Below are 15,627 nucleotides of genomic sequence, written 5' to 3' on the forward strand. Positions count from 1 at the left end.
TGGAGATCCCATGACAACCCACACCTTCGACGTCGTCGTCCTCGGCGCCGGCAGCGGCGGATACGCCGCCGCTCTGCGCCTCGCCGAGCTCGGCAAGACCGTCGCCCTCATCGAGCGCGACAAGGTCGGCGGCACCTGTCTGCACCGCGGCTGCATCCCGACCAAGGCCCTGCTGCACGCTGCGGAAGTGGCCGATACGGTACGTGAAGCGGCCCAGTACGGTGTCACGGCGCAGCTGGACGCGATCGACCCCGCGGGGGTAGCGGCCTATCGCCGCGGGATCGTGGCCAAGAAGCACAAGGGGCTGGAAGGGCTGCTGTCAGCCCGCAAGATCACCACTGTGAGCGGCTCTGGCCGACTGGAAGGCGAGCGCACGGTGCGCGTGGGCGATGACCTGTACACCGGCACCGAGCTGATCCTGGCCACCGGCTCCTACAGCCGGACCCTCCCGGGCATCGAGATCGGCGGGCGTGTGCTCACGAGTGAGCAGGCACTGGAGCTCGAGGTGATCCCGGAGCGGGTGCTCGTGCTGGGCGGCGGGGTGATCGGTGTCGAGTTCGCCAGCGTCTGGCGTTCCTTCGGTTCCGATGTGACGATCATCGAAGCGCTCGACCACCTGGTTCCCAACGAGGACCTGGCCGTGAGCAAGGGCCTGGAGCGTGCGTTCCGCAAGCGAGGCATCGCCCAGAAGCTGGGGGTGCGCTTCCAGTCCGTACAGCAGTCCGACGAGGGCGTCACGGTCACCCTCGAGGACGGGACGACGCTGGACGGCGACTATCTGCTCGTCGCCGTGGGCCGCGGCCCCGCGACCGCGGACCTCGGCATCGAGGAGGCCGGGATCACGCTGGATCGCGGATTCGTGATCGTCGACGAGCGTCTGCACACCAACGTGCCCGGCGTGTGGGCAGTGGGCGACATCACCCCGGGCCTGCAGCTGGCACACCGTGGATTCCAGCAGGGCATCGCGGTCGCGGAGCGCATCGCCGGACTCGATCCCGTCGCCGTGCCTGACTCGCAGGTGCCGAAGGTCACGTACTCGCACCCCGAGGTGGCCTCCGTCGGCCTCACGGAGGCGCAGGCGGCCGACAAGCTCGGAGCCGATCGCATCCGCGCCTATGAGTTCAACCTCGCCGGCAACGCGAAGAGCGAGATCATCGGGACGGGTGGATTCGTGAAGGTCATCCGCGAGGTCGATGGCCCGGTGATCGGCGTCCATCTGCTCGGCGACCGCGTCGGCGAGCTCATCACCGAAGGACAGCTCGCCGTGGCGTGGGAGGCGTTCCCCGAGGATCTCGCACCGCTGCTGCACGCGCACCCGACCCAGAGCGAAGCCCTGGGAGAGGCGTTCCTCGCGCTGTCCGGAAAACCGCTCCACGCGCTGTGAATGGTCGCCGACTGCACCAGGGCATCACTAAGCTGGGTATAGACGTTCTGCATTTTTTGAAGGAGAAATCGACATGAGCACATCCGTCGTCCTCCCCGCTCTCGGTGAGAGCGTGACTGAGGGTACGGTCACCCGCTGGCTCAAGAAGGTGGGCGACACCGTCCAGGCGGATGAGGGTCTTCTGGAGATCTCGACCGACAAGGTCGACACCGAGATCCCGTCGCCCGTCAGCGGCGTGATCGAGGAGATCCTGGTTCAGGAAGACGAGACCGTCGAGGTCGGCGCCGTCCTGGCGAAGATCGGCGATGGCAGTGCCGCACCGGCCGCTGCCCCCGCACCCGCCGCCGAGGAGCCCGCCGCAACGCCGGCTCCCGCAGCGGAGGCACCCGCCCCCGCGGCGGAGGCACCGGCTTCCGCAGCGGAGGCTCCGGCGGCTGCCCCCGCCGGTGACGCCACGCCCGTGAAGCTGCCCGAACTGGGCGAGAGCGTCACGGAGGGCACCGTCACCCGCTGGCTGAAGCAGGTCGGCGACGATGTGGCCGTGGACGAGCCGCTGCTGGAGATCTCAACCGACAAGGTCGACACCGAGATCCCGTCGCCGGTCGCCGGCACGCTGCAGCAGATCCTCGTGAACGAGGACGAGACCGTCGAGGTGGGCGCAGTGCTCGCCCTCGTCGGCAGCGGCGCACCCGCTGCTCCGGCTCCTGCCGCCGAGGCTCCCGCTGCTCCGGCACCCGCCGCTGCTCCGGCACCCGCCGCTGCTCCGGCGCCCGCCGCCGCACCCGCGCCTTCTGCTGCTCCGGCGCCCGCCGCCGCACCCGCGCCTGCTGCTGCTCCGGCACCCGCGGCGCCGGCTTCGTCGGGTGATGAGAAGGTGTACGTCACTCCCCTCGTGCGCCGCCTCGCTGCGCAGCAGGGTGTCGACCTCGCGTCGGTCACCGGCACGGGCGTGGGCGGACGCATCCGCAAGGAAGACGTGCTCGCCGCAGCGGCTGCTCCGGCCGCCCCGGCTGCAGCCCCGGCTGCTGCCGCTCCCGCCGCCGTCAAGCTGGAGGCGTCGCCGCTGCGTGGCACGACCGCTCCGATGAGCCGCCTGCGCAAGGTGCTCGCCGAGCGCGCCGTGGCATCGATGCAGCAGACCGCCCAGCTGACCACGGTGGTCGAGGTCGACGTCACCAAGCTTGCGAACTACCGCGACCAGGTGAAGGGCGACTTCGTCGCCAAGACGGGCGACAAGCTGTCGTTCCTGCCGTTCTTCGCTCTGGCTGCGGCCGAGGCGCTGAAGGCGTTCCCGATCATCAACTCGACGGTGAACGAGAACAACGAGATCGTGTACCCGGCTACGGAGAACCTCTCCATCGCCGTCGACACCGAGCGTGGTCTGCTCACCCCGGTGCTGCGTGACGCGGGGGACAAGAACATCGCCCAGATCGCGCACGAGATCGCCGATCTGGCGGGTCGTACCCGTGAGAACAAGCTGAAGCCGGACGAGCTGTCGGGTGGCACGTTCACGCTGACCAACACCGGTTCGCGTGGTGCGCTGTTCGACACCCCCGTGGTGTTCCTGCCGCAGTCTGCGATCCTCGGCACCGGCGTCGTGGTCAAGCGCCCCGGCGTGGTCACGGTGGACGGGAAGGACGCGTTCTCGGTCCGCTCGTACGTCTACCTCGCGCTGTCGTACGACCACCGCACCATCGATGGCGCCGACGCGGCGCGCTTCCTGGGCGCGGTGAAGGCCCGCCTCGAAGAGGCGAACTTCGCGGCCGACCTCGGCATCTGAGCAACGAGAAGGGCCCCGTGGCGATCCGCCACGGGGCCCTTCTCGTTGTTCGCGAGGAAGCGCATTCATCGCGGCCAACGCAGAAGGCCGGCCCGTTCTGTGCAGAACGGGCCGGCCTTCCGTCGTCTCAGCGGGCGTATCCGACCGTGAGGTCACCGGCGGCGACGCTCAGCTGCAGCGAGTTGGGTGACGAGTCGGACGTGTCCACATCCACCGTCAGATCTCCGAACGCACCGTCCCGCTCCACGTCGTAGGTTCCGCGAGGAATGCGCACCTCGGCACTGCCCGCGGTGACACTCACGCTCGTCTCACCGGGGACGGTCCCCGTGACGTCCGCGACGAGGCGCCCGGCGCTGATCGACAAGTCCAGCGCGTCCGCATCGTTGACCGCCACCTTCGCGCTTCCCGCATTGACGGTCGTCGACAGGTCCCGCGAGGAGCCATCGTACGTGAGCTCGCCGGCGTTGACCGTGAGATCGAGCTCACCGAACCCGCCCGTGACAGTGGCCCGGCCGGCGTTCAGGGTCACGGACGCGTCCACCTGGCTCTCCAGCGATCGGGGCAGCACGATGTCTGCGTGAACGTCGCCGTCGTTGCGGAAGCCGAACCAGCGCCAGCCACGCCACCCGTCGTCCTGCGCGATCACGAGCTCACCGTCACGCACGTGCATCCGCCATCCGTCAGCGGCGCGTGAGCCGTTGGAGGAGACGTCCAGCGTGGCTTCGCGAACATCGTCGAAGCGCACGCTCACCGTCCCCGCATTCATCTCGATGTCCACCTCTTCGACGCCATCGACCGCGCTGCTGGTGGAGTACGCGCCGGGGCCCGCCGGGGAGGCGACGGCCGCCACCGCGCTGGTGCCGATGGCGCCGGCGACGATGACAGCGCCCACCACGCCGATGCCGATCGCGACACCACGGCCGCGATGTGGGCCGGCGGGCGCCGGTGCTGTCTGTGCGCCCGGAGCGGGCGGTGTGGGGTTGGCCGGGAAATCAGTCATGGTGTTACTCCTCAGGAGGTGGCGTCGAGATGGGCGAGCACGGCGAGGACCCGGCGGTTGCCCGCGGCGTCCTGGTCGAGGTCGAGTTTGGTGAAGACCGCCGAGATGTGCTTCTCGACGGAACCCTCCGAGATGTGAAGGGCACGAGCGATGGCTTGATTGCTGCGTCCCTGGGCCATGAGGGCCAGAGTCTCACGCTCTCGGTCAGTCAGCCGGTCGAATCTGCTGTCCTGACGGCGGCGGGTGAGCAGCTGGGAGACGACCTCTGGGTCGAGAACGGTCCCGCCCGCGGCGACCGTCGCCGCGGACTCGAGGAAGTCCGCGACATCGGTGACCCGATCCTTCAGCAGGTACCCCAGCCCTCCGGTGCTGGAAGCGATCAGATCCGTCGCGTAGCGCTCCTCGACGTACTGGCTGAGCACCAGGATCGGCAGCCGCGGATCGCGTGCCCGCAGGCTGATGGCCGCGCGGATGCCCTCGTCGGTGAACGTGGGCGGCAGCCGGACGTCGAGGATCACCAGATCCGGGGCACCATCGACCACAGCGTCATCGAGGCCGTGCGTGTCGGCCAGCGCCGCCACCACGGTGTGCTGGGAGTCTTCGAGGATGCGGATCAGGCCGTCGCGGATGAGGCCCGAGTCCTCGCAGATCAGAATGCGCATGGCTGCTCTCCGGTTGAGGGTATGCGGATGGAGGGGATCATGCCTGGCACGGCAGGCTCACATCTATGGTGGTGGGCCCTCCGACGGGGCTGCTCAGGGTGAGCACTCCCCCGGCCGCGGCGATCCGGCCGCTGATGCCGTCGATGCCACCGCCAGGCACACGACGCGCGCCACCGCGACCGTCATCCTCGATGCGCGCCCAGAGCATCCCGCCCGGCCGCTCCAGCACCGTGACCCGGCACTGGGTGGCACCGGAGTGCTTGGCGATGTTCGTGATGCTCTCGGCCACCGCGAAGTACATCGCGGACTCGACCTGGGCGGAGTAGCGGTGTGGTGCGCGAACGTCCAGCGTGACCGGGATCGGGCTGCGCGCCGCCAGCGCAGACAACGCGGCATCCAATCCACGATCCTCCAGCACCGCCGGGTGAAAGCCCCGTGCCAGCTGTCGCAGCTCGGTCATCGCGGCCTTCGTTGACGTGTGCGCCTCATCGATCAGATCGATCGCGGCCTGCGGGTCCGACTCGACCTTGGTGCGAGCGAGGCCCAGGGTCATGCCGATGGACACCAGCCGCGGCTGGACACCGTCATGCAGATCCCGCTCGATGCGGGTGCGCTCGATGCTCGCTGCGCTGACCGCGTCGTCACGGCGCCGTGTCTCCGTGGCGACGGTGCGCTCGAGCTCATGGATACGCGACGGTGCCAGCATGGCAGTGGAGATCCCGCGATGAGCGCGCGTCAGACCCCACACCCCGGCCAGGCAGACCAGGATCGCACCGATGCCGATGAGCGCGGCGGCCCAGGTCGGTGGGAAGAGCGTGCTGTTCGGCAGCATGAGGGGATCAGCGGCAAAGGACCCACGGATGGCGTACACGAGGTAGGAGGCCACACCGCCGAGGAGCCAGAGGGCTACTCCGCCGAGGAAGGTGATGATCAGGAAGTGCAGGAGACCGAGCCAGTTGCGGCCGTCCGTGACCTGGAGCCACAACGTGTGGGGCACCCGCAGCCAGTCGGTCCGCGGCGAACGGCGCAGAGCCCGCGGCGGCAGGTCGAAGCCGTACAGCCCGCTGACGCGCAGTTCCTCGAAGCGCGCCACCCCGGGAAGGCACACCGCGAACAGCGCGAGGAACAACAGCCCGATACCCAGGACCAGCAGGAATCCGATGCCGAAGCCGACGAACACGCCCAGCAGAGCGAGCACGAAGGGTCCGATCAAGCCCAGGGTGGCCAGGTGGCCCGCGGCCAGCGCGTCTTGCGCGAGTCGTTTCTTCATACCTCCACGCTAGGCGGCACGCCGTCCCCGTACAGCCCGGGAACCCGGAACACTTGCGGGGGTTATCCCCCACGGGTCACCCGCCGCCGTAACCGTGCCGGGCGGACAGTCTCGCCGCGGGAGCGGCGGAGGCGGTCACCCCGTCACGGTCGTCGCTTCCCTGACCCGCCATGCCCCATCCACCCGCTCGATGCTGATCAGGCTCGCCACCGCGTCATCCGCAACCACGCGCAGCACGGCGACGCCGCCGAAGTCCTCGAGGAGCTGGATCTCGCCACCCGCCGGCACCCGGGCCATATCGACGCCTTCGGCAAGGAGCGGACCACAGCTCTGCTGCGGGCGGCACTCTGCGACAGCAGCGAGGAGTGCCGCCGCGGTGGCGACCACTTCCGCATCCCGGGACGATGTCGAGCCAGCACCATCTTCCGCGGGCAGCGAGGGCGCCGGCTCGGGGGCCGTCGGCACAATCGCTGTCGGCTCGGCTTCGGATGCCGAAGCGCCGTCTGTCGGGCGGCCCTCGCCGCCGGGCGTGCCCTCTGCGCCCTCGATCACGGTCGCTGACGTCACCTGCGGCTCCGCCGGCGATGCGTCCGGAGCAGTGCTGCCTGGCCCCGCAGAGGGCGGAGCCGAGGCCGCTGCAGCCGCGTTCTCACCGCTGTCGCCATCTGGCTGCGGCCATAGCAGACCGACCGCGAGGATCGTGGCGGCCAGTGACGCCCCGACCAGCAGGGGCGTGCGACGGGAGCGCTGGTGAGGCTCTCTTCGTCGATCCCCGCGGTGAAGCAACCGCGTCCCCGCCGCCCGCGCCCCGTCCCACCAGCGCGCCGCCGGGCCTGAGCGAGACTGCTGTCCCTCGCCGGCACCGATGAATCGCGGCGCGGTGACCTCACCGTCGCTTTCCCCCTGCGGCCTCAGCTCCCGCGCGCCGAGAGGGCGCAGTGTCAGGGGATCCGCGATACGGACGAGCAGAGGCCGGGGCGCACACGCCTCGAACATGCTCTCCTCGAGCCGGACAAGAACGGCGACCGGCGAACGCACCCGAATGGAATCCGCTGCCTCGGTGGCCAGTCGGGCGACGACGCGATCCGCACAGGTGCTCGCGAGTACGCCCAGCAGCTCCGCCGTCTCCTCTCGCGCCGCCGCGCCTTCTCCGACCGCGAACAGCGGCTTGCCCTGGTCCGTGAGCCACCATCGGCCGTGCGGCACCGCAATGGGGTCGTCACCGAATCGCGCGGGCAGAGCGGCCTCGGCGCATCCGCGCATGAGACTCACCGCCAGAGTGACCCCCTCTCCCCCGGACAACGGCTCATCCGCCCGGGCGCGAAGATACGATCCGACGGTCACCACGCACCACGGCAGCACCGCATCGTGACCGTCCGCACGCCGGGCCACATCGCGGGGTGCAAGCAGATGTGCCGCCGGCGCGTCTCGCCACCATTGCGTGGGCACGGTGTCCACGTCTGTGAGAAGCACCGTATTCTCGCCTTGCGCGGCGAGGACGCCCGCGATCGGGACGTCCGGTGGCGCAATGCGGCGGATCGGCCGGTAAGTACTGTCCAGTGGGTTCTGCATCATCGCCCCACTGTGCGCGTCGGCGCTCCCGGGCTCCTGCGCCGTGCTGCGCGTCGTGCACGAACGCGACCGGGCATACGGGTGGGGAGGAACGGGTGCCGTCGCCCGGTATTCTGGGAGCATGGCCGCACGCAGCACAGCCCCTGAGAAACGTCAGGGCTTCTTCTCCCAGATCAAGACGCTCTTCACCTTCACCAAGGACGTCTTCCCCTGGCTGCCGTGGGTTCTCATCGGCATCCTGGTCCTCGGTGCCGCGCTCGGCGTCGTGGTGGGCTTCCTGATCCCGCCGGCAGAAATCTGGAGCATCATCCTCTGGGGCATCACCGGCCTCATGCTCGGTGTGCTCGGCGCAATGATCACCCTCACCCGTTTCGCCACGCAGGCGATGTACCGCAAGCTCGAGGGCGTCCCTGGCGCCACCGGGCACGTGCTCAGCACGGGCCTCGGCCGCTCATGGACGGCCAGCGATGAGCCGGTGCAGGTCAACGCCAAGACGCAGGAGGCTGTCTACCGCACCGTCGGTAAGGGTGGCATCGTGCTCGTGGGCGAGGGCAGCCGTTCACGCCTCACGCGACTCATCAACGAGGAGCGCAAGAAGGCGGACCGCGTTGCGCACAACGTTCCCGTTCACGTGCTCTACGTCGGTCACGACGAGGAGGGCCTCGCGCTCAAGGATCTCGCGAAGGCGATCAAGGCCCTGCCCAAGTCCACCGACAAGGCCACGCGCGTGGCGGTCATCCAGCGGCTGGCGTCCATGCAGACGGGTCTGGCCTCGATGCCGATCCCGAAGGGCATCGATCCCACCAAGGTGCGCGCACCCCGACCGCGCTGAGGTTCCAGGCATACGACGAGGCCCGCACCATGTGGTGCGGGCCTCGTCGTATGCCTGGAACCTCAGCGGGTGCAGATGAGGATCGTTCCGGCTGCCTTGTCGTGCAGACCGCGTTGATCGGCATCCCAGATGACCGCGGGGATAACCAGGACGAGCAGGACCGTGCGGATAATCGGGCGCCAGAGGCCCGTCCAGGCGCCGTCAGCGCGGATCAGGCGCATGCCCATGACCCGGTGTCCCGGACTGCCGCCGAGCGTGGGGATAAAGAGAATCTGGACGACAGCGAAGATCGCCATGACGATCGACGGGTTGAAGTCGAGGAACGGGATCGGCTCGACGCCGGCCCCTCTGTCCAGCGGAGGAAAGAACGCGATCGTGATCATGACCGCACACAGGTAGTCGATCAGCAGCGCCACGAGCCGGCGCCCGGCACGAGCGATGCTGCCCGGTCCCTGCTGCGGCATTCCGAGGCGTTCGCCGGGGTAGGTCTGGGGAGAAGCGCTCACTTCACCAGTCTATGAAGCGCTCTGTAACAAGCCGGAAACATCCGGGATACGCGTGAGCAATCCCGTGCCGCTAACTTCATCCTCAGCTCCCCTCTCAGGGCCGCTCGAAAAAACGAATCTGGAGTGCGCATGTTCCGCGAACCATCCGAGGTACTGGCTTACATCAAGGAGAACGACGTCAAGTTCCTTGACATCCGTTTCACCGATCTCCCCGGCGTGCAGCAGCACTTCAACATTCCCGCTGCCACCGTGGACGAGGACTTCTTCGCCAACGGCCAGCTCTTCGATGGCTCCTCGATCCGGGGGTTCGCATCGATCCACGAGTCGGACATGCAGCTGATCCCCGATGTGACGACGGCGTACATCGACCCGTTCCGCGAGGCGAGCACACTGGTCATGGTGTTCGACATCTACAACCCGCGCACCGGCGAGATCTACAGCAAGGACCCGCGTCAGGTGGCGAAGAAGGCGGAGAAGTACCTCTCCTCCACCGGGATCGCCGACACGGCGTACTTCGCTCCCGAGGCGGAGTTCTACATCTTCGACGACGTGCGCTACTCGATCACCGCCGGTGAGAGCTTTTACAAGGTGGACTCCGAAGAAGCCGCGTGGAACAGCGGACGCAAGGAAGAGGGCGGAAACCTCGGCAACAAGACCCCCTTCAAGGGCGGCTATTTCCCGGTGGCTCCCGTCGACAAGACGGCCGACCTCCGCGACGACATGACGCTGCGTCTCATCGACGCCGGGTTCGAGCTGGAGCGCTCGCACCACGAGGTGGGCACCGCCGGACAGCAGGAGATCAACTACCGCTTCGACACGATGGTGTCCGCGGCCGACGACATCCTGAAGTTCAAGTACATCGTGAAGAACACCGCCGAGGAGTGGGGCAAGACGGTCACGTTCATGCCGAAGCCGCTGTTCGGCGACAACGGCTCGGGTATGCACACCCACCAGTCCCTCTGGCTCGACGGCAAGCCCCTCTTCTTCGACGAGAAGGGCTACGGCCAGCTCAGCGACATCGCCCGCTGGTACATCGGCGGACTGCTCAAGCACGCCAACGCCGTCCTCGCCTTCACCAACCCGTCGCTGAACTCCTACCACCGCCTGGTGAAGGGCTTCGAGGCTCCGGTCAACCTGGCGTACTCCGCCGGCAACCGCTCCGCCGCCATCCGCATCCCGCTCACGGGCTCGAACCCGAAGGCCAAGCGCATCGAGTTCCGCGTCCCGGACGCGTCGGGTAACCCCTACCTCGCCTTCGCGGCCCAGCTCATGGCCGGAATCGACGGCATCAAGAACCGCATCGAGCCGCTCGAGCCGATCGACAAGGACCTGTACGAGCTTCCGCCCGAGGAGGCCGCGAACATCCCGCAGGTGCCGAACTCGCTGCTGGACTCGCTGGAGGCCCTCCGCGAGGACCACGACTTCCTGCTGGAGGGCGGCGTGTTCACGCAGGAGCTGATCGACACCTGGATCAACTACAAGATCGAGAACGAGATCAAGCCGATCGCCGCTCGCCCGCACCCCTACGAGTTCGAGCTCTACTACGGCGTCTGATCGCCAGCACGCACTCATCGGGTCCGCCCGACGAGCCCTGATGAACCCGCCTCGGCATCGCGCCGAGGCGGGTTCTCGTCTATCCCGTCAACCGACGGCTGTCGCTCGCGACGCCACGGCTGTGCACGCTCCGGGGACCGCACCGAGGGGGCTCGACGTCCCGGCTGACCGGCCGCTCACCCGCCGTACCGACGGAGCGATTGCGCTCGCGCGCCCTCGAGTGGGAGGCTTGCTCACAGCCGGTCGAGGCGCGGGTGGAAAAGACTCCCGATCAGGGATATCCGCCCGTTGCACCTCATAGGATGAAGGAGTCCGAAACCTGATCCGGGGGGATCATAGGGGGGTGCCGCTTCGGGGGAAGTGCACCAGGGTGTATCGGAACACCTGACGGACGATGGCGTGTGCGCCGAGCCCTCCACCTCTTCTCAGGCGCACACGCCCTCTCCTCGGCGCCGAGACGCCCCCGTGCCCGGCGCTGGCATCCCTTTCCCGCGAGGCTCCCCGTCGAGCAACGTGCCCTGACGTTTCGTTCGAGCAACCTGGTTCCTCGTTCGAGCAAGGTGCGCTGACACTCCTTCGAACCAGTCGCGCTGCACCTCCAGCGGACACGTTGTGCGACCTCTCCGACGGACGCTTCGCCGTCGTATCCTGCTGCGGACGTTCCGCCCTCGCATCCCCTGCGGACGTTCCGCCCTCGCATCCCCTGCGGGCGCTTCGCCCTCACATCCCCTGCGGGCGCTTCGCCCTCACATCCCCTGCGGGCGCTTCGCCCTCGCATCCCCTGCGGACATTTCGCCGTCGCATGTCCGGCGGCAAACCGCATCGGCACCTCCGGCGGGCGCAAAGGAGGCGCACGCAGCTCTCGCCGCGTGCGCCTCCTGTCTCCAGATCAGACCTGTGTACGTCGCCGTGCCAGCAGCACCATCATGCCGAGCAAGAGCACCCCGATGCCGACGCCACCGAGCGCGGCCGACGCGCTCGCGTCATAGCCGGTCTGTGGGAGCCGCGAGGGCGTGGATGTGACGGTCGGTTCCGGCGTGACGGTCGGTTCCGGCGTGACGGTCGGTTCCGGCGTGACGGTCGGCTCCGGCGTGACGGTCGGCTCCGGCGTGACGGTCGGCTCCGGGGTCACGGTCGGCTCCGGCGTGACGGTCGGCTCCGGGGTCACGGTCGGCTCCGGGGTCACGGTCGGCTCCGGCGTGACGGTCGGCTCCGGCGTGACGGTCGGCTCCGGGGTCACGGTCGGTTCCGGCGTGACGGTCGGCTCCGGCGTGACGGTGGGCTCCGGCGTGAGGGTCGGCTCCGGTCCGGCGCACACGCGCGTCGCGGTGTTGCTGTCGGCCCCGGAGTCCAGGCGCGCCGTGTTGCTCACCGCCACGCACTCACCGGCACCTACGGGGACGTCGAGCGTGTAGCTCTCCGTGAACTCGGCGCCCTCAGCCCAGGTGTACGGACCGAACGAGCGATCGCCGATCGCGACGGTGTCCGCCATGGCGACGTCGGTCACCGTCGCAGTACGACCGATCTCGGTGATGCCGTAGACGACATCGTCCGAGCCCGATTCGGACGCCGATCCGGACGACACCGTCGCGGTCACCGTGCGGTCGAGGTCAGACCCCGGAGATCCCGCGCAGGAGTAGTCGAGCACGAGCTCCTCCCCCGCGGCGATGACTCGATCGCTGCCGTCCGTGACGGTGCATGTGAGACCGGCGCCGTCGGTCGCCGCCGTCACGGTCACGGTGCGGGTCACCGCGTCTGCGGGGTTCACCACACGAATGGTTCCCCCCAGGCGGGCGTCGGTATCGCGCACCGTGGTGGCCGTCGTCTCGACCTCGTACTCGATTCGCGCGACACCGGACGTGGGATCGGGACGGATCGGCGCCGGCGTGGTGACGTGCTTGGCGATGTCCCAGGCGAACGTCCGCGTGAGCGACGCCTGCGCGTCGACGACGAGTTGCATCCGCACCGGAATCACCCCCGCGTCCAGGGCTCCGATGTCCTCGCTCCGTGCGAGACCCACCGGTGCCACTGCGCCGGTGGCGGGGTCGGCGTCCGAGTCGGTGGCGGAGTCGTCCCCGACCAGCGGATCCGTGATGCGATACCCCTTCGCCGCGAGATCATCCCGGTCGAAGACCACCTGATAGTCCGCGCTGTGCAACTGATCGAAGCGGTAGCGACCATCCGGTCCGGTCACCGCGGTGCGGAATTCGGATGCGGTGTCGCCGTCGCGGTAGAGCTTCACCTGCACTCCCGCAAGGATCGCCTCGTCCGCCTGCCTGATGCCGTCTGCGTTCGCATCGATCCACGCGAGACCGGCGATGGAGCTGGCGACCACGCGAACGGGGTCCGCGGTGCGCACACCTAGCGGGATCGTCTGATCGCGCTGCGGGTCATAGACCAGCCCGGATGCGTCGTTGTGGTACTCGTCGCCCTTCAGCTGTCCCGACACGACGAATCGGAGGTCGATGGCGCCGTATCCCTGAGTGCTCGCCTCGATGTTCGGAACGATCACGCGCACCGCGGTCGCACCTGCGGGCCAGGACGCGGGGTCCGCGGGGTTCACCGTTGTCCAGGTGACCCCGCTGGCCGGCGCCGCACCCACGGTGGCGGGCGGCGCGGTGGTCAGCTGGACCCGCGTTCCCGGCTGCAGAGCCGAGCCCAGGCGTTCGAGCCCGACGAGCTGCGCCGAGCCGTGGAATGCGGAGCCACGACCATCGGCGTCATAGGGAAACACGTCGACGAAGGTTCCCTGCCCCAGGTCGTAGTTGTTGTAGTTGACCCACTGCACCCGCCACGCGGCGGGTTCGTCCTCGACCTCGATCTCGGGGTCCGAGATCAGCTGCTTCGAGAAGAATGCGGCTTCCGGGGTCGTGGCAACCACGGTCGCGGTGTCCGAGTGCCTCTTCGGGAACACTCCGGCGCCCACCTCCGGATCAGACCCGGTGGCCGTCACGGTGGCGGTGTTGGTCACCGTGGCGCGATACGGGTCACCGGGCGGTGGCAGGAGCACCCCCATCGTCGCGGCATAGGCGATCGGCGGCAGTACGGCGTCGCTGGTGATGGCGGATGCCGGCGTGAAGTCCAGGGTGATCCCGCGCACGTCGTCCGCCGTGTACGGGACAGCATCCGGGCCATAGTCGGCGGGCGTCTGCGTCACACTCCAGAACGGGTCCAGAGAGGAAAGGTCCACCCCCACCACTCCGATGTCGAGCCGGTCCACCACATGCAGGTCAGGGACCTCTCCCGGCAGGAAGGTACCCGCGGGGGTGGTGACCGTGGGCTGGATGACGTAGTCGATCGTCCCCTCAGGCATCACCTGGGACTGCTGTGCGTCCTTCGCGATCCGCAGCACGTTGCCGATCACGGTGGCTGCGACGTCGTAGGTCGTTGTCTTCGCCAGTTCCGTCGCCTGCCAGATGGTGCGCGTGGGCAGCACATCGCCCACTTGCCCGACGACGAGCATGGGGACCTGGGAGAACATCAGCCTGGACTGCGGGAAGTTCGCATTGAAGTTCTCGCCCGTGAACACGCCAGGGCGGAGGAACCGCGCACCGCTGATGAGCGCCGGATCGAGCGTGGCGCAATCCGCCCAGGTCATCGTCGCGGTGGACGTCGCGTTCGTCCCGTCATAGTCGGTGGTGCACATCAGCGAGTAGGTCGACGGATCGAGGGCACGCGATGCGGGTGCAGAACTCGCGGGGCGCATCGCGCCGAGCACGGCACCGTCGAGGTGAGCCGTGTCGATGCGCTGCACCGCGGGATTCCACAGATGCACGCTGGTCAGGTCGGTGAGCGTCGGTGCCGACGGAGAGAGAGCCGCTTCACTGGTGAAGGAGCCACCGACACCGATGAACCCGCCTGATGTCCCGGTACCGGTGGAGAGCAATGCCCAATCGTTCTGGGAAGCGGATGCCACGATGGGGTGGCCCGTGCTGTTCTCGGGGTAGGCCGCGCTCAGCGAAGCGGTCGGTGTCTTGGGCGTGAAGTACGCCGATCCCCAGTTCGAGTCGTACACCACGCTCTGGCACGCCAGATGAACCGCGGCGGTGTTGTTGGTGGGATCGGAGTCCGCGATCGGACGTCCCTGGCCGTCCTGCCAACCGGCCGTCGGTGCGACAGTCGCGCGAAGATCGGCACTGCATCCGTAGGAGTCGGTCAGCACCTGCTGCGGCGTGTACGAGTAGATCACGAGCTTGTTGCCGTTGTCCGCGAGCATCGCGTCGCACGCCGGGCTCTTCTTCATGGTGATGGTGACCGTCTGCGCGGAGGACGACGGGTAGTACTGGTTGTTGTTCGTCGCCGACGGCGATACGTACACCCAGCACCCCGCGCCCTGGACGTTCGGCGTACCGGAACCCGTGCGCGGCATCTGGAACTGTGATCGCGGGCCGGTGTACGCCACCGTGAAGGTGATGTTTCCCTGCGGATCGGCATAGCCGGTCTTGGCGATCGTGTCCGGGCGCAGAGCCACATCCCAGCGCTGTGCGAGTGCTGGTCCGGCGCCTCCTGTGCCGCCCCATTCAGTCGCGCCACCGCTGAACCACCAGCTGGGCTCCTGAGTGGGCTGACCAACGGCCTGGATGGAGATGTCCGCGCTCGCCACCGATCGCACCGTGATGGGGGTGACGTCATACGCGTGAGTCCCCGCGGAGTCCGTCACCTGGAGGCTGGGCGCCCAGGTGCTGCCATCAGCGCACCCTTCGCCGGCCTTCACCTTGAACGACACCCGCACGGTGCCACTCGGCGCCTGTGACCAGGTCACCCGGATGGCGTCGGCGTCCGGGTGGGAGACGGCTCCGGTCGACTGTCCGCCGTCCAGATTCCAGGTGAGGGCGCTGTCCAGAGACCCATCCCACAACCAGCAGGGCGGCTTGGTGAGGGTCATGGTGGACTCCCCCACCGCATCCGTCGTGGTGGCCTGGATGCGCAACTCGACGAGATCGCGCACAGCCACGATGCCGTTGTCGTTCGAGGAGTCCACAGGATTGTTCGTGAACGAGAATCCGTCGGCGACGTTGTCGAACTGCACGGACTGAAACGCGCCAGTCGGCGCCGCAACGGCGGCCG

General features: G+C 68.4%; 10 protein-coding genes and 1 pseudogene. 5 read left to right on the top strand and 6 right to left on the bottom strand.

Going from position 1 to position 15,627, the window contains the following annotated elements:
• The first annotated feature begins 10 nt into the window (after positions 1-10).
• Both lpdA and sucB read left to right on the top strand, forming a co-directional pair.
• Positions 11-1,384, top strand: a complete 1,374-nt coding sequence (lpdA, locus tag ACIQJ5_RS08600; protein ID WP_402842874.1) for a dihydrolipoyl dehydrogenase — start codon at positions 11-13, stop codon at positions 1,382-1,384.
• A gap of 73 nt (positions 1,385-1,457) precedes the next feature.
• Complete coding sequence (sucB, locus tag ACIQJ5_RS08605; protein WP_402842877.1) at positions 1,458-3,164, top strand: 2-oxoglutarate dehydrogenase, E2 component, dihydrolipoamide succinyltransferase; 1,707 nt, start codon at positions 1,458-1,460, stop codon at positions 3,162-3,164.
• Between the two features lie 127 nt (positions 3,165-3,291).
• Here the strand turns inward: sucB and ACIQJ5_RS08610 are convergent, their stop codons facing one another.
• From ACIQJ5_RS08610 to ACIQJ5_RS08625, 4 genes are all read right to left on the bottom strand, one after another.
• Positions 3,292-4,164: a hypothetical protein gene (locus ACIQJ5_RS08610; protein ID WP_402842879.1), complete on the bottom strand. Its 873-nt coding sequence runs from the start codon at positions 4,162-4,164 to the stop codon at positions 3,292-3,294.
• Positions 4,165-4,175: 11 nt separating this feature from the next.
• Positions 4,176-4,826, bottom strand: a complete 651-nt coding sequence (locus ACIQJ5_RS08615) for a response regulator transcription factor (protein WP_231090299.1) — start codon at positions 4,824-4,826, stop codon at positions 4,176-4,178.
• Between the two features lie 37 nt (positions 4,827-4,863).
• A complete protein-coding gene (locus ACIQJ5_RS08620) occupies positions 4,864-6,096 on the bottom strand; it encodes a histidine kinase (protein ID WP_402842882.1) in 1,233 nt (410 codons plus the stop codon).
• A gap of 135 nt (positions 6,097-6,231) precedes the next feature.
• Complete coding sequence (locus ACIQJ5_RS08625) at positions 6,232-7,671, bottom strand: hypothetical protein (RefSeq protein ID WP_402842885.1); 1,440 nt, start codon at positions 7,669-7,671, stop codon at positions 6,232-6,234.
• 118 nt (positions 7,672-7,789) lie between these two features.
• On the opposite strand from ACIQJ5_RS08625, the gene ACIQJ5_RS08630 reads away from it, so the two are divergent.
• Positions 7,790-8,500, top strand: a complete 711-nt coding sequence (locus ACIQJ5_RS08630) for a DUF4191 domain-containing protein (RefSeq protein ID WP_231090302.1) — start codon at positions 7,790-7,792, stop codon at positions 8,498-8,500.
• 62 nt (positions 8,501-8,562) lie between these two features.
• Here ACIQJ5_RS08630 and ACIQJ5_RS08635 read toward each other — a convergent pair whose 3' ends face one another.
• Positions 8,563-8,964 (bottom strand): RDD family protein, encoded by a 402-nt coding sequence (locus tag ACIQJ5_RS08635; protein WP_269142931.1) that lies wholly within the window; start codon positions 8,962-8,964, stop codon positions 8,563-8,565.
• 171 nt (positions 8,965-9,135) lie between these two features.
• Here ACIQJ5_RS08635 and glnA point away from each other — a divergent pair, with 171 nt between their 5' ends.
• Together glnA and ACIQJ5_RS08645 are read left to right on the top strand one after the other, a co-directional pair.
• The gene (glnA, locus tag ACIQJ5_RS08640) at positions 9,136-10,560 is read left to right on the top strand and encodes a type I glutamate--ammonia ligase (RefSeq protein WP_231090304.1); all 1,425 of its coding nucleotides are present in this window, start codon (positions 9,136-9,138) and stop codon (positions 10,558-10,560) included.
• A gap of 1,055 nt (positions 10,561-11,615) precedes the next feature.
• Positions 11,616-11,975, top strand: a complete 360-nt coding sequence (locus tag ACIQJ5_RS08645) for a hypothetical protein (protein WP_402843431.1) — start codon at positions 11,616-11,618, stop codon at positions 11,973-11,975.
• Between the two features lie 569 nt (positions 11,976-12,544).
• Here ACIQJ5_RS08645 and ACIQJ5_RS08650 read toward each other — a convergent pair.
• Positions 12,545-15,445: pseudogene (locus ACIQJ5_RS08650) on the bottom strand (SdrD B-like domain-containing protein); the annotation flags it as partial.
• Positions 15,446-15,627 lie beyond the last annotated feature (182 nt).

It is taken from the genome of Microbacterium sp. GXS0129 (assembly GCF_044769785.1).
GTDB classification, from domain to species: domain Bacteria; phylum Actinomycetota; class Actinomycetes; order Actinomycetales; family Microbacteriaceae; genus Microbacterium; species Microbacterium nymphoidis.

What these genes read in the sequence shown, in the direction of transcription:
- sucB (WP_402842877.1), top strand. Translation starts at nt 1,458, where the DNA reads ATGAGCACATCCGTCGTCCTCCCCGCTCTCGGTGAGAGCGTGACTGAG.
- ACIQJ5_RS08625 (WP_402842885.1), bottom strand. Translation starts at nt 7,671, where the DNA reads ATGATGCAGAACCCACTGGACAGTACTTACCGGCCGATCCGCCGCATT.
- lpdA (WP_402842874.1), top strand. Translation starts at nt 11, where the DNA reads ATGACAACCCACACCTTCGACGTCGTCGTCCTCGGCGCCGGCAGCGGC.
- ACIQJ5_RS08610 (WP_402842879.1), bottom strand. Translation starts at nt 4,164, where the DNA reads ATGACTGATTTCCCGGCCAACCCCACACCGCCCGCTCCGGGCGCACAG.
- ACIQJ5_RS08615 (WP_231090299.1), bottom strand. Translation starts at nt 4,826, where the DNA reads ATGCGCATTCTGATCTGCGAGGACTCGGGCCTCATCCGCGACGGCCTG.
- glnA (WP_231090304.1), top strand. Translation starts at nt 9,136, where the DNA reads ATGTTCCGCGAACCATCCGAGGTACTGGCTTACATCAAGGAGAACGAC.
- ACIQJ5_RS08620 (WP_402842882.1), bottom strand. Translation starts at nt 6,096, where the DNA reads ATGAAGAAACGACTCGCGCAAGACGCGCTGGCCGCGGGCCACCTGGCC.
- ACIQJ5_RS08630 (WP_231090302.1), top strand. Translation starts at nt 7,790, where the DNA reads ATGGCCGCACGCAGCACAGCCCCTGAGAAACGTCAGGGCTTCTTCTCC.
- ACIQJ5_RS08635 (WP_269142931.1), bottom strand. Translation starts at nt 8,964, where the DNA reads ATGCCGCAGCAGGGACCGGGCAGCATCGCTCGTGCCGGGCGCCGGCTC.